The sequence below is a fragment of the Pseudoglutamicibacter cumminsii genome (assembly GCF_003143995.1).
Classification (GTDB): domain Bacteria; phylum Actinomycetota; class Actinomycetes; order Actinomycetales; family Micrococcaceae; genus Pseudoglutamicibacter; species Pseudoglutamicibacter cumminsii_B.
Genome location: NZ_QFWG01000005.1, coordinates 52557 through 78295 on the forward strand (window position 1 = coordinate 52557; position 25739 = coordinate 78295).

The 25739-nt window shown below is 61.6% G+C and carries 20 protein-coding genes and 1 pseudogene; 12 read left to right on the forward strand and 9 right to left on the reverse strand.

Annotation, left to right across the window (positions count from 1 at the left end):
- Positions 1-67 precede the first annotated feature (67 nt).
- The 3 genes from CAY35_RS05120 to CAY35_RS05130 are packed head-to-tail and all read left to right on the forward strand — an operon-like array spanning position 68 to position 3116.
- Positions 68-1240, forward strand: a complete 1173-nt coding sequence (locus CAY35_RS05120) for a heme/hemin ABC transporter substrate-binding protein (protein WP_109303611.1) — start codon at positions 68-70, stop codon at positions 1238-1240.
- The gene (locus tag CAY35_RS05125; RefSeq protein WP_109303612.1) at positions 1237-2298 is read left to right on the forward strand and encodes a FecCD family ABC transporter permease; all 1062 of its coding nucleotides are present in this window, start codon (positions 1237-1239) and stop codon (positions 2296-2298) included. Before CAY35_RS05120 ends, CAY35_RS05125 begins: the two co-directional genes overlap by 4 nt.
- Positions 2295-3116, forward strand: coding sequence for a heme ABC transporter ATP-binding protein (locus tag CAY35_RS05130; RefSeq protein ID WP_109303613.1), 822 nt, complete (start codon positions 2295-2297; stop codon positions 3114-3116). The genes CAY35_RS05125 and CAY35_RS05130 overlap by 4 nt, the downstream gene beginning before the upstream one ends.
- A gap of 32 nt (positions 3117-3148) precedes the next feature.
- Here CAY35_RS05130 and CAY35_RS05135 read toward each other — a convergent pair whose 3' ends face one another.
- The 3 genes from CAY35_RS05135 to CAY35_RS05145 form a co-directional block, all read right to left on the reverse strand.
- On the reverse strand, positions 3149-6529 hold the full coding sequence (locus CAY35_RS05135; RefSeq protein WP_258265640.1) for a DEAD/DEAH box helicase: 3381 nt from the start codon (positions 6527-6529) through the stop codon (positions 3149-3151).
- A gap of 84 nt (positions 6530-6613) precedes the next feature.
- Entirely contained in the window at positions 6614-7774 is a 1161-nt protein-coding gene (locus tag CAY35_RS05140; protein ID WP_109303615.1) for a VIT1/CCC1 transporter family protein, read from the reverse strand.
- Between the two features lie 107 nt (positions 7775-7881).
- A complete protein-coding gene (locus tag CAY35_RS05145; protein ID WP_109303616.1) occupies positions 7882-8955 on the reverse strand; it encodes an inositol monophosphatase family protein in 1074 nt (357 codons plus the stop codon).
- Positions 8956-9517: 562 nt separating this feature from the next.
- On the opposite strand from CAY35_RS05145, the pseudogene CAY35_RS09850 reads away from it, so the two are divergent.
- Together CAY35_RS09850 and CAY35_RS05155 are read left to right on the forward strand one after the other, a co-directional pair.
- Positions 9518-10098 (forward strand): annotated as a pseudogene (locus CAY35_RS09850) (phosphatase domain-containing protein).
- Between the two features lie 32 nt (positions 10099-10130).
- Positions 10131-10595: an acyl-CoA thioesterase gene (locus CAY35_RS05155; RefSeq protein ID WP_109303617.1), complete on the forward strand. Its 465-nt coding sequence runs from the start codon at positions 10131-10133 to the stop codon at positions 10593-10595.
- Positions 10596-10686: 91 nt separating this feature from the next.
- Here the strand turns inward: CAY35_RS05155 and CAY35_RS05160 are convergent, their stop codons facing one another.
- The 3 genes from CAY35_RS05160 to CAY35_RS05170 all read right to left on the reverse strand — a co-directional run bounded on the left by CAY35_RS05160 (position 10687) and on the right by CAY35_RS05170 (position 13021).
- Positions 10687-11307, reverse strand: a complete 621-nt coding sequence (locus tag CAY35_RS05160) for an isochorismatase family protein (RefSeq protein WP_109303618.1) — start codon at positions 11305-11307, stop codon at positions 10687-10689.
- 62 nt (positions 11308-11369) lie between these two features.
- Positions 11370-11765, reverse strand: a complete 396-nt coding sequence (locus tag CAY35_RS05165; RefSeq protein ID WP_309136525.1) for a hypothetical protein — start codon at positions 11763-11765, stop codon at positions 11370-11372.
- A gap of 56 nt (positions 11766-11821) precedes the next feature.
- Positions 11822-13021, reverse strand: coding sequence for a YihY/virulence factor BrkB family protein (locus CAY35_RS05170; protein WP_109303619.1), 1200 nt, complete (start codon positions 13019-13021; stop codon positions 11822-11824).
- Positions 13022-13246: 225 nt separating this feature from the next.
- On the opposite strand from CAY35_RS05170, the gene CAY35_RS05175 reads away from it, so the two are divergent.
- From CAY35_RS05175 to CAY35_RS05190, 4 genes are all read left to right on the forward strand, one after another.
- Positions 13247-14641: a cell division protein PerM gene (locus tag CAY35_RS05175; RefSeq protein ID WP_109303620.1), complete on the forward strand. Its 1395-nt coding sequence runs from the start codon at positions 13247-13249 to the stop codon at positions 14639-14641.
- Between the two features lie 20 nt (positions 14642-14661).
- Complete coding sequence (purN, locus tag CAY35_RS05180) at positions 14662-15255, forward strand: phosphoribosylglycinamide formyltransferase (protein WP_109303621.1); 594 nt, start codon at positions 14662-14664, stop codon at positions 15253-15255.
- Positions 15256-15353: 98 nt separating this feature from the next.
- On the forward strand, positions 15354-17030 hold the full coding sequence (gene purH, locus CAY35_RS05185) for a bifunctional phosphoribosylaminoimidazolecarboxamide formyltransferase/IMP cyclohydrolase (protein ID WP_109303622.1): 1677 nt from the start codon (positions 15354-15356) through the stop codon (positions 17028-17030).
- A gap of 174 nt (positions 17031-17204) precedes the next feature.
- Positions 17205-19427: an NADP-dependent isocitrate dehydrogenase gene (locus CAY35_RS05190; protein WP_109303623.1), complete on the forward strand. Its 2223-nt coding sequence runs from the start codon at positions 17205-17207 to the stop codon at positions 19425-19427.
- 127 nt (positions 19428-19554) lie between these two features.
- On the opposite strand, the gene CAY35_RS05195 is transcribed toward CAY35_RS05190, so the two are convergent.
- On the reverse strand, positions 19555-20076 hold the full coding sequence (locus tag CAY35_RS05195; RefSeq protein ID WP_109303624.1) for a gamma carbonic anhydrase family protein: 522 nt from the start codon (positions 20074-20076) through the stop codon (positions 19555-19557).
- 59 nt (positions 20077-20135) lie between these two features.
- The gene (locus CAY35_RS05200) at positions 20136-21122 is read right to left on the reverse strand and encodes an HNH endonuclease family protein (RefSeq protein WP_258265643.1); all 987 of its coding nucleotides are present in this window, start codon (positions 21120-21122) and stop codon (positions 20136-20138) included.
- Positions 21123-21206: 84 nt separating this feature from the next.
- Between CAY35_RS05200 and CAY35_RS05205 the strand changes: the two genes are divergently transcribed.
- On the forward strand, positions 21207-22352 hold the full coding sequence (locus tag CAY35_RS05205) for a methyltransferase (protein WP_109303625.1): 1146 nt from the start codon (positions 21207-21209) through the stop codon (positions 22350-22352).
- A 36-nt stretch (positions 22353-22388) separates the two neighbouring features.
- Here CAY35_RS05205 and purU read toward each other — a convergent pair whose 3' ends face one another.
- Entirely contained in the window at positions 22389-23240 is an 852-nt protein-coding gene (gene purU / locus CAY35_RS05210) for a formyltetrahydrofolate deformylase (protein ID WP_375231756.1), read from the reverse strand.
- 284 nt (positions 23241-23524) lie between these two features.
- On the opposite strand from purU, the gene glyA reads away from it, so the two are divergent.
- Positions 23525-24814 (forward strand): serine hydroxymethyltransferase, encoded by a 1290-nt coding sequence (glyA, locus tag CAY35_RS05215; RefSeq protein WP_109303627.1) that lies wholly within the window; start codon positions 23525-23527, stop codon positions 24812-24814.
- A 9-nt stretch (positions 24815-24823) separates the two neighbouring features.
- Positions 24824-25708: a bifunctional methylenetetrahydrofolate dehydrogenase/methenyltetrahydrofolate cyclohydrolase gene (locus CAY35_RS05220; protein ID WP_109303628.1), complete on the forward strand. Its 885-nt coding sequence runs from the start codon at positions 24824-24826 to the stop codon at positions 25706-25708.
- Positions 25709-25739 lie beyond the last annotated feature (31 nt).

Below are 25739 nucleotides of genomic sequence, written 5' to 3' on the forward strand. Positions count from 1 at the left end.
CAGGCTGCAACCACACGCCCTCATTCATTTTCCAAAACTTCTCGTCTAGACATAAAGCGATGCAATCATGACTAACGGCTCCTCATCCGCGACTTCGATCCGTGCGAAAAGCACCTCACGCACCTCCCGCCTAGCCCTATTCGGTGCTACGGGACTCACCCTCGTCAGCTTGCTCGCAGGATGCACATCGGCCGCATCCACAGACGAGTCGCCGAGCCAGCACGCAACCGCAACGCCATCGGCGACCGCCTCAACCGAACCGAGCGCTCAAGATAACAGCGTCAACGCGACCGATGCTCTGAAACTCAGAGGTCCGGCTGAAGCGCGCGACATCCCCGACATGAAACCGGTCATGTCCGATGTGAAACCTTCGCTACCGACCACGGTAACCGACGCCCACGGCAAGGAGATCACGGTCAAGTCAGCCGATCGGGTGCTTGCGTTGGACCTCAACGGGACCCTCGCCGACACGGTGGTTGGCATGGGATTGCACGACCGACTGATCGGACGCTCAAACTCTGACACAAGCGCCCTGCTTAAAGACCTGCCAGTCATCACGAAGGACGGGCACGACACCAACGTTGAAGCGATCCTGAATCTTAAACCAGACCTCATCATCACGACCGAAAACATCGGTGGAGCGGAATCGTACCGGCAACTCGAAAACGCCGGAATCACGGTTGTGAGGCTCGAACCAGCCACCAGCATCGACGGGATCCCGGACGCAATCCGCGCGGTAGGCAAGGTCTTCGGCGCTGAAGGAGCCGCCGAGAAACTCGCGGAACAAAGCAAGAAAGACCTCGCCGAAGCTAAGGAATACGTCGAGGAACTGAAGTCAAAGACGCCTAGAGCTCCTCGAGCAACCGTTCTCTACGTGCGCGGAACAGGTGGAGTCTTCTTCATTCTCGGCAACGAATACGGCGCCTCCGACATCGTAGAAGCGCTTGGCTTGGAAGACATGGCTCGCACGCACGACATCGGGGGTATCAAGCCAGCCAACGCGGAATCACTGCTGAATCTCAACCCCGAGATTGTGTTCGCGATGAAGCGCGGGGTCGAATCCGCGGGTGGTCTCGATGGCTTCCTTAAGCGCCCTGGCATGAGCGCAACCGTGGCTGGCAAGAACAAGCGGATCATCACGGCAGCGGACGGTCAGTTGCTTTCATTCGGGCCACGTACGCCAGAAAACCTCAAAGCTCTCGCTGAAGCCGTATATCAGGATGGACAGTCCAAGAAATGACCCAAACCGTCGAGAGCAAACGCAGCGCGAGGGCACGCGCTGCGTGGCTCACCGGCATCGTACTGACCATCGCGGTGGTATGCGTTCTGTTGATCTCATCCACCGCGGGGCAGTACACAACAACGCCCCTTGAAGTTCTGAGCTCCATCAAGAGAGTCCTCATCGAAGGAGCCGACCCCACCGAAAACTCAACCGACGCAGCACTCTGGACCATCCGGTTCCCCCGAGCGCTCCTCGCCGCCGTGATCGGGGCGAGCCTCGCCTTGGCTGGCACCGTGATGCAAGGAATCTTCGCCAACCCGTTGGCGGAACCGAGCGTCGTCGGCGTCAGCGCCGGCGCGAGCGTCGGCGCCTGCGTCGCGATCGTGTTCGGTTTGACCGCCACGGGTACGTGGGTTCTTCCGGTAGGGGCATTCATCGGCGCGATGATCGCTACGGCTTGCGTATGGATGCTCGCGAAAGGCTCAGGCAAGGTCATGGTCCTCACCTTGGTTTTGACCGGTATCGCGATCAATGCGATCGGCGGGGCACTCACGAGCTTCCTTGTCTACCTGGGCGACACGACCTCGCGTGAAGAGATTATTTTCTGGCAAATGGGGTCACTCGCCGCCGCTCGCTGGGAACAAGTGGGAATCTGCCTCGCGGTGCTGGCCGTGACGGCGTTTGCGATCTGGTTCTACAGGAACAAGCTCGATGTTCTCGCGCTCGGTGACGCCGCCGCACACGGAACCGGCATCAACGTTGAACGGTTGCGATTCATCAGCGTCATCCTGGTGTGCATCTTGACGGGCACTGCGGTCGCGTTCTCCGGGATGATCGGGTTCGTCGGGCTTGTGGTTCCGCACGCTCTCCGGCTCATCGTGGGTCCCTCCCACAAATACCTCGTGCCGTTGTCACTGCTCGGGGGAGCGACGTTGCTTGGGCTAGCTGACACCGCAGCCCGCACGCTCATCCCACTCAGCGACATCCCGGTGGGTGTTTTCACCGCGATCGTCGGTGGCCCCGTCTTCATCATTCTCTTGCGGGGAACCCTCAAAAAAGGAGGAATCAGGTCATGAACGCGCTCGACGTCGAAGACCTCACGATCAGCGTCAACGGCAAGATCCTCCTCGACTCCGTCTCGGTGTCCGTGCGGCCAGGGGCCGTGACCGGGATCATCGGCCCCAACGGGGCAGGCAAATCGACCCTGCTCTCTGCGCTCGCCGGCTTTACGCCCCCGCATAACGGCAGAATCCTCATCAACGGTGAGGACATGAGCGGGATCCCGCACCAGGAGCTTGCAAGACAGCGCGCTGTCATGACCCAGAACTCGGACGTCGCGTTCCCTTACACGATCCGAGAAATCGTGGAGATGGGGCGCACTCCGTGGGGCACCAACCCGGCAAACAGCACGGCCGTTGACCAAGCGATCGAACTCACCGGTCTCGGGCACTTGCTCGAACGAGAAATCACAACGCTTTCCGGTGGCGAACGCCAACGTACGGCATTCGCACGCGTCATATCTCAAGCGTTCCCCGTGTGCGCCGGACGGGTCATCCTCCTTGACGAGCCCACCGCGGCGATGGACGTCGCCTACGCCGAACACACGCTAGCCCTGACGCAAGAGTTCGCAGCTCTTGGCGCCGCCGTCGTCGTGGTGATTCATGACCTCGACGCCGCCGCATCATATGCCGACGACCTCATCGTGCTCGACCACGGCACAGTCTGTGCCGCAGGACGAACAGCTGAAGTGTGCGATGCGCAGCTACTGAGCTCCGTGTACGGAACCGCCCTCGAAGTATTCGAAGCCGGCGGACGCACACGCATCAGCCCCGTTCGCCCGTGCCGTTTTCTGCTGCCGAGGCAAGACCTCACCGCAGCGAGCACTGAAAACTAGCGAGCACGGAAAACTAGCGTGAGTCAAGGCGGTTATTCAGCCAGCAGCTCGCGGATATCGTCAGCGCTCAACGCAGAACCGAAACCGTCCCCGCCGTCCATGACGGATGTGATGAGTTCACGCTTGGCGTCCTGCAACGCCACGACCTTCTCTTCGATCGTGCCTGCAGAAACCATGCGGTACACCATGACGTTGCGGGTCTGCCCGATGCGGTGCGCACGGTCCACAGCCTGGGCCTCCGCGGCAGGGTTCCACCACGGATCCATGAGGAAGATGTAGTCAGCCTCCGTGAGGTTCAAGCCAAAACCGCCGGCCTTGAGCGAGATGAGGAAGACCGGGGCATCGCCATCCTTGAACTCCTGGATCGCTTCCTCACGGTTGCGGGTCGCGCCATCCAAATACGCGTAATCGATGCCGGCCTGATCCAGCCGAGCACCAGCCCGCTTGAGGAACGACGTGAACTGCGAGAACACGAGCGCGCGGTGGCCCTCAGCCAGCAATGAGTTCAGGTAATCCAACAAAACATCCAGCTTGGCCGATCCCACATCCGCGAACTCTTCCTCATCAACCAACGCAGGATCCAACGCCATGAGACGCAGCGTGGTGAGTGAGGTGAAGATCGTGAACCGGTTTCGGTTGATGTCCTCAACCAAGTGCAGGACCTTCTGGCGCTCACGCTGCAGACGCGTGTCGTAAATGCGGCGGTGCTCTTCCGAAAGGTCGATCGCCAGAACCTGCTCTTGCTTGCTCGGCAGGTCCGTCATGACCTCGGCCTTGGTACGGCGCAGCATGAACGGACGGACTCGGCGGCGCAAACGCTCAAGCGGCTCAACAGCGCCCATTCGCTCGATCGGCCGGCCGAACACCTCAGCGAACTTATTCGAGGACGGGAACAAACCGGGGGAGGTGATGGCCAGAAGCGCCCACAACTCCATGAGGTTGTTCTCGAGCGGAGTACCCGTGATCGCGAACTTCACGCGGGCATTCAAATCCCGCGCGGTCTGATGCGCCTTGGTCGACTTGTTCTTGACGAACTGAGCCTCATCCAGAATCAGCGCCGACCAGCCGAGCTCCTGATACACATCCGAATCCAAACGGAACAGAGTGTAAGAGGTGACGACGACATCGTTGTCCGCGGCCACCTCCGCGAGCGGTTGCGAGGCTTTCGCCTGGGTGTCCCGCACGCCAGCAACCTTCAAATCCGGCGCGAACCTGCGCAACTCGGCCAACCAGTTAGGAACCACCGACGTCGGCGCAACCACCAAAACCGGGCCCGCGCCGCCGGTAGCAACGGAAGCCTTCGATGCCGATGTTGCCTCCGATGCGGCAGCTGACTCAGCCGCTACCGTAGAGTCAGCGTCAGCGGGTTCAGTGCCGCCCCACTGCTCACGCATGTACGCCAGCAACGTGATGACCTGCAGGGTTTTACCCAAGCCCATGTCATCGGCCAGGATGCCACCCAGACCCTGCCGCCATAGCGAAGCGAGCCAGCGGAACCCTTCAACCTGGTACGGGCGCAGTGTCGCCTCAACGCCATCCGGCACCGCGGCGTCAGCCCCAGCGCCATCGGCCAGGCCAGCGATCGCGGCATGCCACGAATCAGGGCCAGAAACCTCGGTGGCAAGCCCCGCGAGTTCATCCCACAGATTCACCTGATAACGGGTGATCCGCAGCGGGTCCTTAGGGTTTTCTTTCAACATGTTCGCTTCCTCGATGAGGCTGCGAAGATGATGGAACAGAGGCTGATCCAGCGAAACATACGTCTTATCCGACATCAGCATGCGCTTCTGGCCGGCGGACAGCGCCCGCAGAATATCGGCGTACGGGATGCGGCGGTCACCCACCGTGATCATGAGACCCAGATCGAACCAGTCGTTCTTATCGGACTCGACCGTCGTGACAGTCAGCTCAGGGGCCTCGGTGAGCTCCTTATAGACAGGCCGCTTACCGACATCGAGCACGCGAACATGCGGGATCTGCTCTAGCGCCGGGATGCCGCGACGCACAAAATCGACCGTCGCAAGGCCTTCAAGCGTGTGCGACATGAGCCCACCGTTGCTGCGGTGCGGCTCCAACTCGTCCCAGCCATGCTTGGTCAGAACCTTCAGCGCTTCGGTACGCAATTGCGCTTCAGCCGCCATATCGCGCGCGTAATCATCGATCCCGCCAGGGCCGTAATCGACCTCCGAATCGACGACCACCACATCGTCCGGCTGATACGTCGCCACAACAACCAGCGACGGGGGAGTGATCTGCGGCAACGCAACCGAACCGTCCGAGGACACGAAGCTCACGCGGCGGCCGAGACGCTGATACGGCCCAGAGAAGAAATGGTCGACTTCGCCGGCAGGGACAGTGATAGCCGACGGGCGGCGCACCAAGAAACGAGCCTCCGGCTCCAACGTGTGGTCCACGGGCGCGATCTCAACAGTGTGGCCATCCTCAGCCAGCGCCCACACACCGTGCCGGCCCACCGTGCCGGCCGCAACGTCCTCACCCAACGCGATGGTCCTGGCGCCGATGTCCATCGTCGGGATCAGCTCGAGGCCAGCGTCCGTGCGCTGCGCATCGAAATACACGCGGCCGGAATCAACCAGCTCAATGCCGGAGACATCGCCCGAACCCACGAGCTCGATGCCGAGTTCGTGCGCCTCTTCCAGCAAGGAAAACACCAGGCCGGACGCGAAGTCATCGAAAATCAGCCAGTCGTTATCTTCGCCGAAATACAGTTCACCATTAGCCCTATACAACGGAACCAACTGGCAGAACCAGCGATGCTGTTCCGGATCCAGAGGCAAACCATATGTCTTGAAGGAAATCGTGTTCCACCGCAAAGCAGAGCGAATCCAGCGGCCCTGCGGATTACGGATGACAGGGCGGAGCGCCAACGTGAACCGGCTACGAGCGCCACGCACACCCACTGCCTTAGGGCCCTGTCCCACGCCATACTGGCGCTGCGAAGCATCCCGCGAATCACGCAACTCAAATTGCAAACCGAGCGGCTGAATATCCTCAGGCTTCTGCCCATCCCGGCCAGCGCGCCCGCTCTCCAGGATCCGCGACAGCGCGAGCTCCCACTCAGCATCAACCGGCTGCAGAGCCTCCTCGGCCTCCCGCTCATCCTTCGCCTGCATGTGGCGCGCATTCGAATCGATCAGCAGGGCAGCGACATGCTTACACCCCGGCTCAGCGTCCGTGCCGCACGACATCTCACCAATCAGGAACCCGGCCTGATCCGAAACTAAGGTGACGTCCGCGGCCACCTCAACACCGTCGTCGAGCACCGTCCCCGAAAGCTTCAACGCATCAGAGTCCCACGCAAGATCAGACAACTGACCCGCATCAACCAGCATTTTCCCGCGGGTAAAAGAGCCGCCGCCAACCTTTTTCAGGACTTCGCGGGCATCAACCAAAGGAAACTTCGCAGCTCATCACCGCATAGTTTCTCATCTAGGGCGAGAGGTCATGAAATCGGGGGCCTCATCCGGTGGTGGGCCTCACAAAGCGACAGTGCCGAACAAGAGCCCCAAAACATACGTGACAGCCGCTGCGCCCAAACCGATGAACAACTGCCGGAAAGCACGCGAAACCGGGGCCGAACCAGAAATCAGGCCCACGAAACCACCCGTGATGAGCAACGCGGCGCTCACCAGGATTGTCGCGATGATCACAGCGGCAATGCCGGTCATGCCGAAGATATAGGGGAGGATCGGGACGATCGCGCCGATCGAAAACATCACAAACGACGACGTTGCGGCACCCCACGCGCTGCCGTGCCCGTCGAGCTCTTCATCACCTGGCAAGGTGCGGTCCTCGTGGGGGAGCGGCAGGGAGGTTGACGGGTCGCAGTCGCATTCGAAGCGGCCCATGCGTTCCGCGGCACGATGCTCCGCCGCCTCTTGCGACATCCCTCGCGCCAAATACACGAGGACAAGCTCGTTCTCATCGATATCCAGGTGCGGGGCCGCGTGCAAGGTCGCGTGCGTTGGGCGGGACGCATCCAGAAGTTCCCGCTGGGAACGGATCGAAACGAACTCGCCGGCACCCATCGAAAGCGCACCCGCCAGCAGGCCCGCGATACCCGTGAACATCACGATCGACGGCGCAACACCCGTAGCGCCGATACCCAACACGAGCGCGAAGTTAGACACGAGGCCGTCGTTCGCGCCGAACACCGCGGCACGGAAATTACCCGAGAGCCGCATCCGCCCCTCGGTCGCTAGACCGCGCACAACCTCTTCATGAACCAGCTCATCGGCCGCCATCTTGCTCGGGACATCCGAATCCTGCGCATACGGATTATTGCCCTCCGCGCGTTGGACGAGCGCCAAAACGAAAATTGAACCGAAATGCGTAGCCAAGAAACGTAGCAGCGAACGCTGAATAGACGGCCGAGACGGCTTGGCGTGCTCGCCCAACAACGCGCGCCAGTGGTCCGCGTGGCGTTCCTCCGCTGCCGCGAGCGCCGTCAAAATACGGGCATCCTCAGGGGACTTCGCTTTCTTTGCGAGAGCCTCATAAATCGCGCCCTCCGTCAGCTCATCCGCCAAATAGCGGCGCCAGCGGCGGATCTGCGCGGGCGTCGGCTCAGGACGCGGGTCAGCAGGGTCCTGTTGGGCCGGGGATGGCTGGGGTTCAGAAGGCGATGCGGTACTCACGGGCACCAGTTTAGAAAAATCACGATGCGGGTGCCGGGCAGAAAGTTATGCCACCTTCACTGTGTGGGATCACTGTGCTGGATTGCCGTGTGAACAACGGCGGGGGATTACCGAGCAGGGAGCGTTCGGGAGATCATCTGGTTCAAGACCTTCCGCGCTGTCGGTACCGAGGCTCCCTGCGCATGCACCACAAACATCGGTGCATCTAGAACGCTGTCGTTGCCCGATCCTGCGCCATTGCCCGGGCCTGCGTCGGAGCTGCCACCAAGCCGTGCAATGGGCGCCGACGACGGCCCCGGAACGCCAGCGCGCCGCCCACCATAGAGCCACGTAGCGCCCGAGCCCACCGCAATCAAAGCCGCCGCCGCGATATCCCACGGCTTCACCGCAGGGCCGAGCACCGCATCGTGCACACCAGAAGCCAAGCGGCACACATCCACCGTGGTGCACACGTGCCGCCGAACCGTAGCGAAAGCCTGCACCAGATCAGCGAACTCAGTTGCCGCATCGGCAGAAGCCTCGAGCGCCTCAGCATGCGGATGGTCCGTGACCAGCGCACAGCCAGACTCCACGCCACGGCCAGCGGACGAGCACGGAACCCACCTGCTGTCAGCGGAGCTGCTGTCCATGGAGGGGGAGGCAGCCCGCTGTTCAGAGACCGCCGCGCAATCCGCGCCGACCCACGCACGCCACATGAGCCCCAACGCCGGAGCGCACACGACACCCGCTACAGGGACCCCATCCACCACCGCGGCAACCGAAATCCCAAAATCCGGTAACCCATGAACAAAATTGCTCGTCCCGTCGATCGGATCGATGACCCAACATACGGCGCCCGCGGAGCTGCCTTCAGTGCCGACACCTTCCTTACTAGCGCCTTCCTCGCCCAGGAACACGGCCCCCGGGGTTCGCTCACGCAACAACGCGATCAAACGCGCCTCGGTGTCGATATCCGTCTGCGTCACCACATCATGCGCCGACGACTTCACACGAGCCGTCACACCATCACGCCATGCTGCCGCAACATCAGCGGCCACCGAATCGACCGCGGCAACCGCCATATCCCGCAAACGCTCGGGCTCCCCGGCGCCCAGCCGGGCAACCACATCGTCAGCTCCGGGCCACACCGGACCGACCACCGCATCGAAAAGATCAGAACCCATGTCGACATCAGAACCCATACCGCCAGCCTAATCAAGAACAGCCCGCGGCACATGAGAAACTAGAACCGTGATGAAAGACGGACACCATCAGCATCGCCGCCGCGCTCGAAAAGAGTTCGCACTAGCGCTTGAAGACCGCTGGCAAGACTTCCGTCTCAAAATATCCGAACGCCGTGGAGACAACGTCGCGGTCGTCCCATACCGCGGCTACGGTCGCAGCGGCGAAAACGGGTGGGTGCGGGTATTCGCGCGGGTCGTCATGGCCAAACCAGGGTCGCGGCTCGAAGACCTTCACCTGCCCGCGGTTGTGGAAGAAGGGGTCCGCGGATGGCGTCACTTCATCTCACCCACGGTGCCTGAATACCCCGTCAAAATCCGCATCAACGGAGCTATCTACGACGTCTACTCCGACCGCGGAGGCGTGATCGACGAACGTCTAGCGGTGAACCTCGAACCTGGGTGGCACCACGTCGAATTCCTCGTCGACGACGCCGAACCCGTGACCGGCCACGTGTTCATGGTCAACGAAAACCAGAAACACGGGATCATCTGCGACGTCGACGACACCGTAGTGGTCACGATGCTTCCGCGCCCACTGCTTGCCGCGTGGAACTCCTTCGTGATCGACGAGCACGCCCGCGTCCCAACCCCCGGCATGGCGGTATTCCTCGACCGATTCTCCAACGCCCACCCCGGCGCGCGACCCTCTACCTCTCCACGGGCGCGTGGAACACCAACCGGGCACTCAGCCGATTCATGGCCCGCAACCTCTTCCCAGACGGCCCACTCCTGCTCACCGACTGGGGCCCGGTAGAAGGCCGCTGGTTCCGCTCAGGCGTCCAACACAAAGTCGACAACCTCCGCCGCCTTGCTCACGAATTCCCTGACATCTCGTGGCTGCTCGTAGGCGACGACGGGCAAAAAGACCCCAACACGTACGCCGAATTCGCGCGCCGCTACCCGGACAACGTTTCCGCGATCGTGATCCGCCAGCTCACCCCATCGGAAGCCGCGCTCGCCGGTGGACGTAACGCGGCCATCATGAACACCACCCCAGGTGTTCCGTGGGTCTACGAGCCCGATGGCGGCCGCATCGCCGCCCGGCTCGTCGCGCTCGGCCTCATGCCAGAAGCGCCCGATGCTCTCGACCCAGACAATTAACAGACGCAGACAACTAAAATTAGAAGGACATTATGAGCCGCCAAACCGTCTCCGTACCACTGCGTTGGGCAGACATGGACGCGTACGGGCACGTGAACAACGCCAACCAGATCCGACTCATGGAAGAAGCCCGAGTCGCAGGCTTCGGGGTCCCCGGCGGAACCGGCTCACCCGTTGGCCGCGAAGGCAAAGTTGACCTGTTCGAAAACATGGGCGACGGCCTCATGATCCTGGTCGTTGAACACACGATCCGCTACCTCGCGCAACTCCCGTACCGCGACGTGCCCGCCTCCGTGGACATCTGGATCTCCGACATCAAACCCGCGACCTTCACCGTCAACTACGAAATCCGCGACGGCCACGACGGAACCCTCTGCTCACGCGCCAAAACTCTCATGGCGCTCGCCGACGGCGAGACGGGACGCCTCATGAGAATCCCGGCCGACGTCCGCGAAGCCATGCAGGCATTCACAGACGACAGCCGGGAGACTGAATAATCAAGTAGCGCTTAACGCATCGCTAGTACAGCGCGCTAACGCACGACGAGTAAGTCAACAGCGCGCTTAGCGCACTGGTTGCTTAGCGCGCTCAGCGCACGACGGTCGCGCCGGCTTCCTCGAGGGAAGCCAGTGCCGCTTCCGCCGCGTCCGCATCAACGTAAGCGGTGTGCTCGTTCAGTACGGTCACGCTGAAGCCGTGTGCGAGGGCATCGCGCGCGGACGCCAGAACGCAGTGATCGGTTGCGATCCCCACAACATCCAGGTGGGTGATGCCCTCTTCCTTGAGGACCTCAGCCAGGCCGGTTCCGTCATCGGCGACGCCTTCGAAAGCGGAGTAGGCGGGGCTACCCATGCCCTTGCGGACCTCGAGCTCGATCCGGGACGCATCCAAATTAGGGTGATAGGCCGCGCCGTCAGTGTTGGCGACGCAGTGAACCGGCCACGTCGTGGTCCAGTTCGGTTCTTCGCCCTCAGGCGCAAAGTGGCCGCCGTTATCGCCTTCCGAGGAATGCCAGTCTCGCGATGCCGCGATCAACTGATAGCCGTGGCCCCGCGCGGTGAGCGAGTTGATGGAAGCCGCAACAGCTGCACCACCATCGCACCCCAAGGCGCCGCCCTCAGCGAAGTCGTTCTGGACATCGACGATCAGCAATGCACTGCCGTCAGCCGCACCCTCAGCCTTGTGTCGGGGAGTCTGTTCGGACACCATCGTTAGCTTTCTTCTCTCGAGTCAGCCGGGTTGTCTTGAGCCCGTCTTGAACCAGCGGGAACTTACTTAGCGGACAGAGCCGCGACCTTCTTCTGTGCAGCCTTGTGCGCGCGGTCAGCCTTACGTTCCGCACGCTTAGCGGCGATCTTCGCTTCGCTGCGCTTGGAGCCGCCGAAGAGGAACGCGCTCAAGCCCGACGCCGCGGTCACGATGGCGACGGCCTCTTCCGCGCCGACCTTCTTGGCCAACGGGTGCGAGTAGCCGAAAGCGCCAAGGTAGATCGCGAGCAACACGAGCGCGCGCGGCCAGCCGACCTTCTTGACCCAGATGCAGGTTGCCAACACGCCACACACGGCTAGAACGGCGCCGCCGAGTGGACGGTTCTTGGTGCGGCGGGCAACTTCGAAGCCGCCCACCAGGCCGGTCGTGGTCAACAGCGGGGTAGTCAGATTAGCCATAGTGGCTCTCCTTCGATGTGGTGTAAAAGTTTGGGGTGGATTGGGTACGGACCCGCTTATTCTTTGGAGCTATCGGTGTCAGAAGATGGTTCCGCGTCTTCCGGCGGGGTCTGGGATGCCGAGCGGATCATGCTCAGCACAGCGACCACGCCGCCGATGCTCGCGAGGGCTTTCAACCGATTCTTCTTACGTCGCGGATCCATCGGCTCGGGGCCAATCGGGTTGGTCATCGCGCGCAGCTTGCGGCCCTCGTAAACGTCCTTGGCGTACGCCTTTTCCTTCTTCTTGATGCCCGAGGTTGCCCGCGGTGGGAGCAGGACTTGCTCTTCAGCTTCAAGACCAGCGGTAAGCTGGCGTGTGCGCTGAGCTTCCACATCGACCTCCGCGCCCAGAATCAGCACACAGTTGATAATCCAGATCCACATCAGACCAGCGATCGCACCACCGATGGAGCCGTAGGTCTTGTTGTAGTTAGCGAAGTTGGAGAGGTACCACGCGAAGCCCGCGGTGGCCAGCGCCATCGCGACGAGCGCGAACGTAGCGCCCAAGGTGATCCAACGGACCTGCGGGCGGCGAACGTTAGGGGTGAAGTTGTAGAGCAAGCCGATCATGACGATCGCGACCACGATCAGAACAGGCCATTTGAGGATGTTCCAAACAGTCACCGCTTCAGGGCCCAGGCCAATCCAACCGCCGATCATCGACGCGAAGTCACCCGAGACGAGCAGCAGCAGGATGCAGATCATCGCGCCGAACAGCAATGCGAGGGTGATGAGGTACATCTGGATGCGCAGGAACATCGCGGCGCGGCCTTCTTCGACACCGTAGACGGTGTTGATAGAGCGGGAGAACGCGTTGACGTAGTTCGAGGACGTCCACACGGCACCCAGGACACCGATCACGAAGAACAACCCGGCGCCGCTACCTTCCGTGAGACCCGTAATGGGTTCTTCGAGGACTTTCGCCATCTCAGGGGAGCCGACGTCCTTGATGGTGTTGAGCAGTAGCTTGGTGGTTTCTTCGCCTTGCCCGAACAAACCTAGCGTTGAGACCACGGCGAGTAGCGCCGGGAAGATCGCGAACACCGTTCGGTAGGTGAGGGCAGCGGCCATGTCCATGCCGCCGTCGCGAGTGAATTCGCGGAGTGCTCTGCCGAAGATGTATTTCCATCCGGCCGCCGGGATGGGTCCGGCGTTGTCCATGCGTTCTTCGATCGCGTCTTTTGCGTCGGGGTCTGCCGTGATGCTTCTCTCCACGCTATTGGCCTTCCTGATGGATGCTATTGATCTAGAGCCTAGTCATCTCACAGGTTTGATGCCACACTCGCGCTTTTTTGGGGTGTCCTGCGGGTGTTCTCGCCGCGCCTGCGCGTGCTGTGGGTTCTAAGATGGCACGATCGTTGGTGGAGTGTCGTGAAACTGTGCTCGATGTTGTGGCATGGCGCTCGATGCTGAGTTGAGTTGGTTGAGGGATGTTGCAGGATGCCTACAGATTTTAAGGACTCGCGTGACGCTGATACGTCGCCTTCGGGTGAGGTTGATGCGGGCGCGGAGCTTGCTTATGAGGCGACTGATGAGCGTCCTTCGTTGACGACGCGCACCCGGGAGGCTCTGTATCGTTTCCGGGTTGGTTTGCAGGAGGGCATGCCGCTGCCGCTGGTGATTCAGGGCAGTATTGAGGCGATTCAGGTGTATGTCCTGGGGCTGATTGTTGTTGCGATTCCTTTGGGTGTTGCGGCGGCGTCTGGCGGCTGGTTGGATGCTGGCGCGGGCGATGTTGCTCATGCGACTGGGCAGTGGTGGCTCATGGGGCATGGGGTTCCGTTGGTACGTTCGGATGCCGCTATTGGTGGTGAGGGGACGATGTGGTTCCTTCCGTTGGGTTTCGTGTTGGTGCCTGGATGGTTGGCGTGGCGTGCGGGCCGGCGGTTGGCGCGGGCGTCGTGGTCTGATCAGTTGTGGCAGGCGATGTTGGGTTCGCTGGTCGTGTATGGCTTGTTGGGTATGGCGACGACGTGGTGGGCTTCGACTGAGTTGGTTTCTGCGCCGTGGTGGGGTGCGTTGTTGATCCCGTTGGTGATCCATGTGATCGGCTTGATCGGGGGAGCGTGGCGTGAGGCGGGCTCGTTTGGCCGGTTGATTGGTTTTGATGCGGCGGATTGGGTTGTTCAGCATTCGCAGTATCAGCGGTGGGCTGGCTCGTATGTGTGGGCTGTTGTGCGTGCTGGTTTTGTGGGGCTTGTGACGGCTGTGGGGCTGGCGTCTGCGGTTTTCACGGTGCAGTTGTTGGTGCATTGGGTTGATGTGGTCAATAACGTGATGCGTTTGAACCCTGGTGTGTGGGGTGGTTCAGCGTTGATGTTGTTGCAGCTGGTGTTTGTTCCGAACATGGTCGTGTACACGCTCGCGTATCTGACTGGCGGCGGTTTTGCCCTGGGTTCCACCACATCGGTTTCGGCGTTTGGTGTGTTTGGGACTGATATGCCGCCGTTGCCGTTGTTGGGGATGCTTCCTGAGGGCCCGCATGTGTGGGTTGTTGTGATTCCGGTGGTGGCTGGGATTGTGGCCGGTTGGTGGTTTTTGCGTGAGGGCGAGAATCACTTGGAGGAGTGGTTGACGCTCCGTTTTGAGCAGCGCTGGGTTGGTTTGACGTTGTCTTCGCTGGTTTTGGGGCTTCTGGTGGGTGCGGTTTCGGCCGCTGGTTTTGTGGTGTTCGCGTTGTTGTCTTCTGGCACGTTGGGGTTGGGCGTTTTCACGTGGATTGGTCCGCATGTGTGGGCGTCTGCTGGCTTGTTGGTCGCGGAGATCGGCGTGGGTGCTGTGATTGGTAATGTTGCGGCGCCGTTGTTTGAGCGTGATCCTGTTTTGGATGCGTGAGTTTTAGGGAGGGTTTCGCGATGCGTGCTGTGGTTTTGCTTTCGGGGTCTGGTACGAATTTCCAGGCTGTTGTTGATGCTGTTTCTGCCGGTCGGTTGACTGGTGTGGAGATTGTTGCGGTGGGCACGGATCAGCCGGGGGCGGCTGGTCTGCATCGTGCTGATGGTTTGGGTGCTGAGACGTTTGTTGTGGACCCTAAGGATTACGATGCGCGGGCTGAGTGGGATGCCGCGTTGGCTTCCGCTGTGGCTGGTTTCGAACCGGACGTGGTGGTGTGTTCGGGCTTTATGCGGATTTTGGGTGCGGCGTTCCTTGAGCGTTTCGGGGATCGGACGGTGAATACGCATCCGGCCTTGTTGCCGTCGTTCCCGGGTGCGCACGGCGTGCGTGACGCGTTGGCTTACGGCGTTAAGGTCACGGGTTGCACGGTGCATTGGGTTGATGCGGGCGTGGATACGGGCCCGATCATCGCTCAGCGTGCGGTTGAGGTACGCGAGGGCGAGTCGCAGGATGAGCTGCATGAACGGATTAAGGTTCAGGAGCGCTCTGCTTTGATCGAGGTTCTGCAGGGTCTTGCGGATGGCGCAATCAAGTTCCCTTCCACGGGAGACTGAAGCGTAGACTAGTCGTGTCTGCCTTGTGAGGCGGGCTGTTTTTCATGCGCATTGTGTAGTGCGTATTTTCCGCGATTTCTCCTGAGGAGCCTTTTCTCGTGACCGTTCAGGATTCCACGCCGACGACCGTTCCGATTAAGCGTGCACTGATCTCTGTTTATGACAAGACCGGTTTGGAGGACCTTGCTCGCGGCCTGCATGAGGCTGGCGTCGCGATTGTGTCTACCGGTTCCACTGCTGGCCGTATTGCTGATGCGGGTATCCCGGTGACTGAGGTGTCTGAGGTGACGGGCTTCCAGGAGTGCCTCGAAGGTCGTGTGAAGACTCTGCACCCGCGGGTTCACGCGGGTATTTTGGCTGATCGCCGCAAAGATGATCATGCTCAGCAGCTCAAGGACATGGAGATTGAGCCGTTTGATCTGGTGGTCGTGAACCTGTACCCGTTCGTTGAGACGGTGCGTTCGGGTGCAGACCAGGATGCGGTGATTGAGCAGATCGATATCGGTGGCCCGTCGATGGTTCGCGCGGCCGCCAAGAACCACCCTTCTGTTGCCGTGGTGGTGAACCCTGAATTCTATGGCCAGGTGGTTGAGGCAGCACGCGGTGAGGGCTTCGATTTGGCGACCCGCCGTCGTCTGGCTTCGCTCGCTTTCGCGCACACTGCCGCTTACGACAACGCTGTGGCCGCGTGGACCGCGGCCCAGTTCGGTGACCCGGGCGCGGAAGAGGCTCCGGTGTTCCCTCCATACGCTGGCTTGTCGCTTGAGCGTGCTGAGGTTCTGCGTTACGGCGAGAACCCGCACCAGCCGGCAGCTCTGTACGTGGATCACGCGGCGTCCCCGGGCATCGCTCAGGCTGAGCAGCTACACGGCAAGGCGATGAGCTACAACAACTACCAAGACGCCGACGCCGCAGTGCGCGCGGCTTACGACTTCGATGAGCCGGCGGTCGCCGTGATCAAGCACGCTAACCCATGTGGCATCGCTGTCGCGACCCCGGGTGCGGAAGATCCGATCGCTGACGCGCACCGCAAGGCTCACGGAACCGATCCGTTGTCGGCTTTCGGCGGCGTGATCGCGGCTAACCGCCCTGTGACGGCGGGTATGGCTCGCACGGTTTCGGAGATCTTCACCGAGGTCGTTGTGGCCCCGGGCTTCGAGGATGAGGCCGTTGAGATCCTCTCCAAGAAGAAGAACATCCGCTTGCTGAGCCTTCCGAAGGACTTTAAGCAGGACACCGTTTCGATCCGCCAGATCTCCGGTGGCGCCCTGCTCCAGACAACCGATCAGCTCGATGCGCCAGGCGATGACCCGAAGACCTGGACGCTCGCAGCCGGCGAACCAGCTGACGAGAAGACGCTCGCCGACCTCGCTTTCGCATGGCGTGCTCTGCGTTCCGCTAAGTCGAACGCGATCCTGCTCGCCAACGACGGCGCCGCCGTCGGTATCGGCATGGGCCAGGTCAACCGCGTCGATTCGTGCCGCCTCGCGGTAGAGCGCGCCAACACCCTGGGTGTCACGGTCGCATCTGACGTCAACGCGGCAGGCGGGGCAGAAGCCGACGCCAACGCACAGTCTGAGGAACGCGCACGCGGAGCCGTTGCCGCATCGGACGCTTTCTTCCCCTTCGCGGACGGCCCGGAGGTCCTCATCAACGCTGGCGTGCGTGCAATCGTCCAGCCGGGCGGTTCCGTACGTGACCAAGACACGATCGACGCCGCGAACAAGGCCGGCGTGACGATGTACTTCACGGGTGAACGCCACTTCTTCCACTGATTCCAATCAGTTGACCACCTAGAAGAGGCCGGTGAGGTGATTGCCAATGAACGCAAGTTCGGCAATAAACCTCACCGGCCTCTTTGCGACCCTTTAGAATAGAGACGAGTGTGCCCAGACAACTGACGGGCACAACCCAACTCATCAGCGACTGTTGAGGGAGAAAGCCGCCACATGGCAAAGATCATCTATACACACACCGACGAAGCGCCGATGCTCGCCACGCACTCGTTCCTGCCGATGGTTGAGGCTTTTGCCTCCCAGGCGAACGTGCCGATGGAAACCCGCGATATTTCGCTGGCTGGCCGCATCATCGCAACGTTTTCTCACATGCTCCCAGAGAACCAGCGCATCAACGATGCCTTGGCTGAGCTGGGCGAGATGACCCAGAGCCCAGATGCGAACATCGTGAAGCTTCCGAACATTTCGGCTTCCGTACCGCAGTTGAAGGCAGCCGTTGCTGAGCTGCAGGCGCAGGGCTACGACCTGCCGAACTTGCCAGACGAGCCAAAGACTGACGAAGAGCGCGAGATCCGTGAGCTCTACGGCAAGGTCATGGGTTCCGCTGTCAACCCGGTCCTGCGTGAAGGTAACTCCGACCGCCGCGCCCCGCAGTCGGTCAAGAGCTACGCGAAGAAGAACCCTCACACGATGGGTGAGTGGACCAACGACTCCAAGACCAACGTCGCGACGATGGGCAAGAACGACTTCGCGTCCAACGAGAAGTCCGTTGTGCTCGAGAAGGACGACGAGCTGACCATCCGCTTCACCCCTAAGAGCGGCGAAGCGAAGGTTCTCAAGCCTGCGTTCAAGGTTCTCGAGGGCGAGGTCGTCGACGGTACGTTCATGTCCGTCAAGGCGCTCGACGCTTTCCTCAAGGAGCAGGTTGCACGCGCTAAGGACGAGGGCATCCTCTTCTCCGCGCACCTCAAGGCAACCATGATGAAGGTCTCCGACCCGATCATCTTCGGCCGCGTTGTCCGCGCTTACTTCGCTGACCTGTTCGAGAAGTACGGCGACAAGCTCGCAGAAGCTGGCCTGTCCCCGAACAACGGCCTCGCAGCGATCATCTCCGGCCTCGATTCGCTCGACGCCGAGACCGCTGAAGCCGTCAAGGCAGAGATTGAGAAGGCCTACAACGAGGGCCCAGCGATCGCCATGGTCGATTCCTCGCGCGGCATCACCAACCTGCATGTCCCATCGGACGTCATCGTTGACGCATCGATGCCAGCGATGATCCGCACTTCCGGCCAGATGTGGAACGCTGACGACAAGACCCAGGACACCCTGGCGATCATCCCAGACTCGTCCTACGCTGGCGTCTACCAGACCGTGATCGAGGACTGCCGCGCGAACGGCGCGTTCGACCCAGCAACCATGGGTACTGTCCCGAACGTCGGCCTTATGGCGCAGAAGGCCGAAGAGTACGGTTCACACGACAAGACCTTCCAGCTTGAGGAAGACGGCACGGTTGAGGTCGTCAACTCCGCGGGCGATGTTCTGATCTCCCACGAGGTTGAGGCCGGCGACATCTGGCGTGCATGCCAGACCAAGGACCTGCCGATCCGCAACTGGGTTGAGCTCGCAGTTGAGCGCTCCCGCCAGTCGGGCATGCCAGCTGTGTTCTGGCTCGATGAGAACCGCGCACACGACGCGAACCTCATCGAGAAGGTCAACACCTACCTCAAGGACCTCGACACCGATGGCCTGGACATCCGCATCCTCGCTCCGAAGGAAGCAACCCAGTTCTCGGTTGACCGCATCCGCAAGGGTGAGGACACCATCTCGGTGACCGGTAACGTACTGCGTGACTACCTGACCGACCTGTTCCCGATCCTCGAGCTCGGCACATCCGCGAAGATGCTCTCGATCGTTCCGCTGCTCGCTGGCGGCGGCCTGTTCGAGACCGGCGCTGGCGGTTCCGCACCGAAGCACGTCCAGCAGCTCGTCGAAGAGAACCACCTGCGTTGGGACTCCCTCGGTGAGTTCCTCGCGCTCGCTGAGTCCTTCGAGAAGTTCGGCCGCCAGACCGAGACCCCAGCAGCTGAGGTTCTTGGCCGCGCACTCGATGCAGCGACCGGTACGTTCCTCGATGAGAACAAGTCCCCATCCCGCAAGGTAGGCGAGCTCGACAACCGCGGCTCCCACTACTTCCTGGTTCGCTACTGGGCTGAAGAGCTCGCAAAGCAGACCGAGGATGCGCGCCTTGCAGAGGTCTTCGCACCTGTTGCAAAGGCACTCGCGGAGAAGGAAGATCAGATCATCTCCGAGCTCAACGGCGCACAGGGTGTAGCTGTTGACCTGGGTGGCTACTACCGCCCAGACGAGAAGAAGGTCTCCGAGATCATGCGTCCTTCCGCAACTCTCAACGAGATCATCGACGGCCTCAAGGCCTAAGCATCTCGCTTCAGTGGGGCTCGCATAGCTCGCTGATTAAACGAACGGGAGGCGTGACCATGTGGTCACGCCTCCCGCGTGTTTAAGGACGTGTTTGAGGGCTAGCGTCTTATAGCTGCTGAAATCCCTAGTTACCGAGCGCTGCCGCGTGACGGCGGGCCAAGCCTACGTAGGTTTCGGCGGAGGTTGACAGTGCCGCAACTTCTTCATCGGTCAGTTCGCGGCGAACCTTCGCAGGAGCTCCAGCAACCAGAGACCGCGGCGGAACCTCCATGCCTTCCAAAACGAGCGCGCCAGCGGCAACAAGCGACTGTTCACCGATCACAGCGCCATTCATGATGGTTGCTGACATGCCAACCAGCGTCCCGTTACCTACAGTGCAACCATGCACTACGGCGGCGTGGCCGACCGTGACGTCGTCACCGAGCGTGCACGGGTACTCAGGGTCAGCATGAACCACGACGTTGTCCTGCAGGTTGGTGCGGGCGCCGACGCGGATCGGGGCGGAATCGCCGCGGACTGATACGCCGTAGAAAGCCGAAGAATCCTCAGCCATCACTACATCGCCACTGACCGTGGCGGTAGGGGCCAGGAACGCGGCGGCCTCGACGTCAGGGGTTCCGTTATCAAGTGGAATGATGTGTGCCATACGACCAGCCTACTGAGGCCGGCAAGCTGTTGCACTCAAAACGCTGTTGCATTCACAGCTCAGTCGCGAACCCACGAATCCGGAAGCATGGGTGCGTCCTTCGGGGCGAAACCGCCCACCGGGATGGTCTGGTTCGGGCAGCTCTTCAGAACCCGTTTCATCGCCTCCTTTTCCGGCTGAGTGACCCACAAACCATACCGGGACTTCACCGCGATTTGCCGCGCGACCATCGGGCACCTGTACGCCTTGTTGGGTGGGAGCCAGCTTGCGGCGTCGTGATCGGATTTCTGTTGGTTGAGCGGGCCGGAGACCGCGAGCAAGTTCAGCGGGTCGTTCGCGAGCAGGACGCGTTCGCGTTGGCTCAGGTTCTGCGCGCCCTTCTGCCATGCGTCAGAGAGCGCTACGACGTGGTCGATCTGGACGGCCTGGGATGTGCGGGGACCGCGCTCAAAGTTGATGGTTCGGCCTGAATACGGGTCATTCAGGACGCCCGATGTGATCTTGCAACGGCCTTCGCGTGTTGTGTTGCGGAGGTCGCGGGTAAGGATGTCGTCGCGGGTGCGGCAACCGTTGCGGTCCGTATCGAGCCACGCGCGGCCAAAGGCTCCGGTGCGGTCGTAGCCGGTCTTGGGTGCTCGGCCTTTGACCTGGAGCGTTTCGAGGACGACCGCTGCGTTATTGGATGGCTTCGCCGGCTTAGCTGGCTTAGCCGTTTTGCTCGGCTTGGCCGATTGTGACGGCTTCGCTGATTCGCTTGGTGTGGGCGATGCAGTTGGTGCGGCCGGCTGAGTGGTTTGCGAAGGCCCCGACTCCGAAGGTGCCGCCTCCGATGGGCTCGGCGTCGCTTCGACTGACGGTGCGGCGGTCTGCGAGTGTTCCGCGTCTTCAGCCGAGCACCTTCCGATCATGGAAAGCACAAAGAGAATCACCACGACAACCAGGATTTTCTGCGTCGTGGTTGACTGCGTTGATGAGGCTCCGGACTTTCCATGCATACCGAGCATCATCCACCAGTAGGAGCCCCATACGCGGGATCGGCTCGCCATTGGCCGCTATGTGACGCGTCACGGCAGGGTACACAACGCTACGGCACACAGTGCCGGGCCGCGGGGCGTCATAATGGACTCATCATGCAGTGCGATTATTACGATGCGGGAGTGTGCTTGTCGTGCACGCTCATGGAACAGCCGTATGGCGAGCAGGTTCAGCTCAAGCAGCGGCAAGCCGAGCAGTTGCTTGAGCCGTACGGGCCAACGACCTGGCTTGAACCGTTCACCGGGCCTGAGCAGGGGTACCGCACCCGCATCAAGATGGTGGTGGGAGGCACCTTCCGCCGCCCGACGTTCGGGATCCTGGATCGTGAACGCCGCGGCGTTGACTTGCGCGAATGCGGCGTGATCCACCCTGAGCTGACCCGGATGTTTGGCCTGATTCATTCGCTCATCCGCATCAGCAAGCTCGCCCCGTACTCCGTGCCGGAGCGCGCCGGTGAGCTCAAGCAAGTCCACATGACGCTGAACGAAGCCGGGCAGATCATGCTGCGCTTCGTGGTCCGCTCCCGCGCCGGCGTCGCGGCCTTGCGCCCGCATCTGGCGGGCTTCCTCGAAAGGGCGCCGCACATCGTGACCGTGACCGCGAACCTGCTACCGGATCACGTCGCGCTCGCCGAGGGTGATGAGGAAATCCACTTGGCAGGCGAAAAGACCTTCCCGCTGAAGATCAGCGGTTTGCCGTTGCGGGTTCGCCCGCAAGGCTTCGTGCAGACCAACCAGGTTGTTGCGGAAGGCCTCTACGCGCAGGGAGGGGAGTGGGTTGCCACGGCCTGCGCGGGCAAGGACGGTGCGCTGCCTGAAACGGTGTGGGACCTGTATGCGGGAGTTGGCGGTTTCGGATTCACCGCGGCTCAGGCAGGTGCCGGGTCAGTGGTCGGCGTTGAGCAGTCCGCCGATGCGGTCGCGGCGGGCAACGCTGCGGCGGCTCAGCAGGGGCTGGGCTCGGTCGAGTTCATCGCGGCGGATGCGACGCAGTGGGTGCGTGAAAAGCCTTCGCCCGAGCTGATCATCGTCAACCCGCCTCGGCGCGGCCTGGGCCCCGATCTGCCTGGCTGGCTCAACGAATGCGGAGCAGAACGCATCATCTATTCGAGCTGTAACCCGACCACGCTAGCGCGTGACCTCGCCGCGATGGATCGTTGGAAAGTGGAACAGGCCCGCTTGCTCGACATGTTCCCGCAGACCCCACACATGGAGGTCATCGCGTTGCTGAGCAGGTCTTAGTCGAAAACGGCAGGATCTAATCGAAAACAACCCTGCTCAGTCGAAAACAACAGTGCGGTGGCCGTCCAACAGCACACGGTGTTGCGCATGCCAGCGCACGGCACGCGCGAGAGTCTGGGCCTCGGTCGCGCTGCCTTGCTGTACGAGCTCTTCCGGGGTGCGGTCGTGGCGGACCGGCGTCACGGCCTGGTCGATGATCGGGCCTTCGTCGAGGTCGCTCGTCACGTAGTGCGCGGTCGCGCCGATGAGCTTGACGCCCCGAGCGTGCGCCTGGTGGTACGGCCGTGCACCCTTGAAAGACGGCAAGAACGAGTGGTGGATGTTGATCGCGCGGCCCGCGAGCTCGGTGCAGAGCTCGTCGGAGAGGATCTGCATGTAGCGGGCGAGCACCACGAGGTCGATGTCGTGTTCCGCAACAAGCTCGCGTAGCTGCGCCTCGGCCTCTGGCTTGTTATCTTTCGTCACCGGGATGTGGGCGAACGGAACGCCATAAAACTCTGCAAGAGGCTTCAACGTCGTGTGGTTGGACACGATGAGCGGAACCTCGATCGGCAGGTAGCCCGCGTGCTGGCGGCTCAACAATTCTTCAAGTGCGTGCGGCGCTTTCGAACACATGATGAGAGTCCGCAACGGCGCGCTCGCATCCCACACGCTCAAATCCATCTGGAACTGCTGAGCAACCGGGCGCAACTGAGCTGCAACATCGTCAGTCGGAAGCGAAACATCAGCTTCGATGCGCATGAAGAACGTACCGGTCTGCTGCGAACCGTACTGCTGGGACTCAATGATGTTGCCGCCAGCCTGGAACAGCGCGCCGGTGACGTGATGTACGATGCCGGGCTGGTCTGGGCAGGACAAGGTCACCACAATCCGGTGGTTGCTGTTCACATCGCGGTTCAGACTCACGTCGCGGTTCTGAGTCACATCGCGGTTTTGAGCTTCGTCGCGGTGGTTGTTTTTGCGTTCCATAGGCTTCACGATAGCGGCGGTGGAAGCCCGCGCAGGCATTCGTTGAGTTGTTAAGTCGAGTATCCGACGGTGCCCGGGGAGTGTTCACGGGCTAGAATGAATGCGTCCGCCGTGTGTTCACTCGTCACCTCACGTGCCGGGTGCCGCGGCATCAGCTGTTGCCGAACAACAACGAGCGCTAAGCGCCGCACAGGAGAGGCCCCGTGTCACAGACTCCCGATGTCACTAATCAGCCGCTTGCTGAGCTTGACCCCGAAATCGCTGCCCTGATCGATCAGGAATTGGGTCGCCAGCGCGACACCCTGGAAATGATCGCTTCTGAAAACTTCGCGCCGCGCGGTGTTCTTGAGGCTCAGGGCTCGGTTCTGACGAATAAGTACGCCGAAGGTTATCCGGGGCGCCGTTATTACGGCGGCTGCGAATACGTTGACCAGGTTGAGGACCTGGCTCGGGACCGCGTCAAGGCACTGTTTGGAGCTGGCTTCGCTAACGTTCAGCCGCACTCGGGTGCTTCCGCTAACGCTGCTGCGTTGGCTGCGATGATCAACCCTGGCGACACGATGCTGGGCCTTTCGCTCGCTCACGGCGGTCACCTGACGCACGGCATGAAGCTCAACTTCTCCGGCAAGCTCTACAACGTTGCGGCGTACGAGGTTGACCCTGAGACGTTCCGCATCGACATGGATAAGGTGCGCGAACAGGCGCTCGAGACCCGCCCGAACGTGATCGTTGCCGGCTGGTCTGCGTACCCTCGTCACCTGGACTTTGAGGCCTTCCGTTCAATCGCCGACGAGGTTGGCGCGCTTCTGTGGGTTGACATGGCGCACTTCGCTGGCCTGGCAGCGGCTGGCCTGCACCCGAACCCAGTTCCGGTTGCTGACGTCACGACCTCCACAGTCCACAAGACCCTCGCCGGCCCTCGTTCCGGCGTGATCCTCTCCAACACCGCTGAGATGTCCAAGAAGATCAACTCCGCTGTGTTCCCTGGCCAGCAGGGTGGTCCTCTCATGCACGCGATCGCCGGTAAGGCTGTTGCGTTCAAGGTTGCTGCTTCCGAGGAGTTCAAGAACCGCCAGGAGCGCACGCTCAGCGGCGCGAAGATCCTTGCCGAGCGCCTCACCGCCAAGGACGTTGCCGACACCGGTGTATCGGTTCTGACCGGCGGCACCGACGTGCACTTGGTCCTGGTTGACCTGCGCGAATCCGAGCTCGACGGCCAGCAGGGCGAAGACCTGCTCCACGAGGTCGGCATCACCGTCAACCGCAACTCTGTCCCGTGGGATCCACGCCCACCGATGGTGACCTCCGGCCTGCGCATCGGTACCCCGGCTTTGGCGACCCGCGGCTTTGGCGACAAGGAATTCACCGAGGTTGCGGACATCATCGCGGTTGCTTTGCGCGACGGCAAGAACGCCGACGTCGATGCGTTGCGTGCCCGCGTAGATAAGCTCGCCGCTGACTTCCCGCTCTACCCAGGCCACGAGAACTGGTAAGGGGCATCAGTGACTGCAGTAAAGCTTGATGGGCGCGCGGCGTCCAAGGCGATCAAGGAAGAGCTCGCTGAGCGCATCGCGGCGCTCAAGGAGCAGGGTGTGACCCCGGGAATCGCGACCGTCCTGGTGGGTGCTGACCCGGCGTCCCAGCTGTACGTGGGGATGAAGCACAAACAGTCGGTGGCTTTGGGCATGAATTCGATCATGCGTGAGCTGCCGGCGGATGCTACCCAGGAAGATGTTGAGGCTCTGATCGATGAGCTCAACGCGGACGATTCCTGCCACGGTTACATCGTTCAGTTGCCGCTGCCGAAGCACCTGGATACGGATGCGATTCTTGAGCGGATCGACCCGAAGAAGGACGCGGACGGCCTGCACCCGACCAACCTCGGCAAGCTGGTCCTCAACGTCAATGACCCGATCGATACCCCTCTGCCGTGCACCCCTCGCGGTGTCATCGAGCTTTTGACGCGCAACGGTGTTGAGATCGCGGGCAAGCATGTTGTTGTTGTGGGCCGTGGTGTCACGATCGGTCGCCCGATTGGCCTGTTGCTGACCCGCCGCGAACACAACGCGACCGTGACCCTGACGCACACCGGAACCAAGGACATGAGCGAGCACTTGCGTCAGGCCGACATCGTGGTTGCCGGCGCGGGCGTCAAGCACATGATCAAGGCTGAAGACATCAAGCCGGGTGCTGCCGTGCTCGATGTGGGTGTCACCCGCGAACCGGACCCCGAAGGCGGCCGCGATAAGGTCTACGGCGACGTCGACCCAGCGGTTGAAGAGGTCGCGGGCTACCTTTCACCGAACCCGGGTGGTGTTGGTCCGATGACGGTCGCGCTACTCATGACCAACGTCGTTGAGGCCGCGGAGCGTTCCCTCAAGAAGTAGGCGATCGCATCACGTAGAGGTATCAAACCTC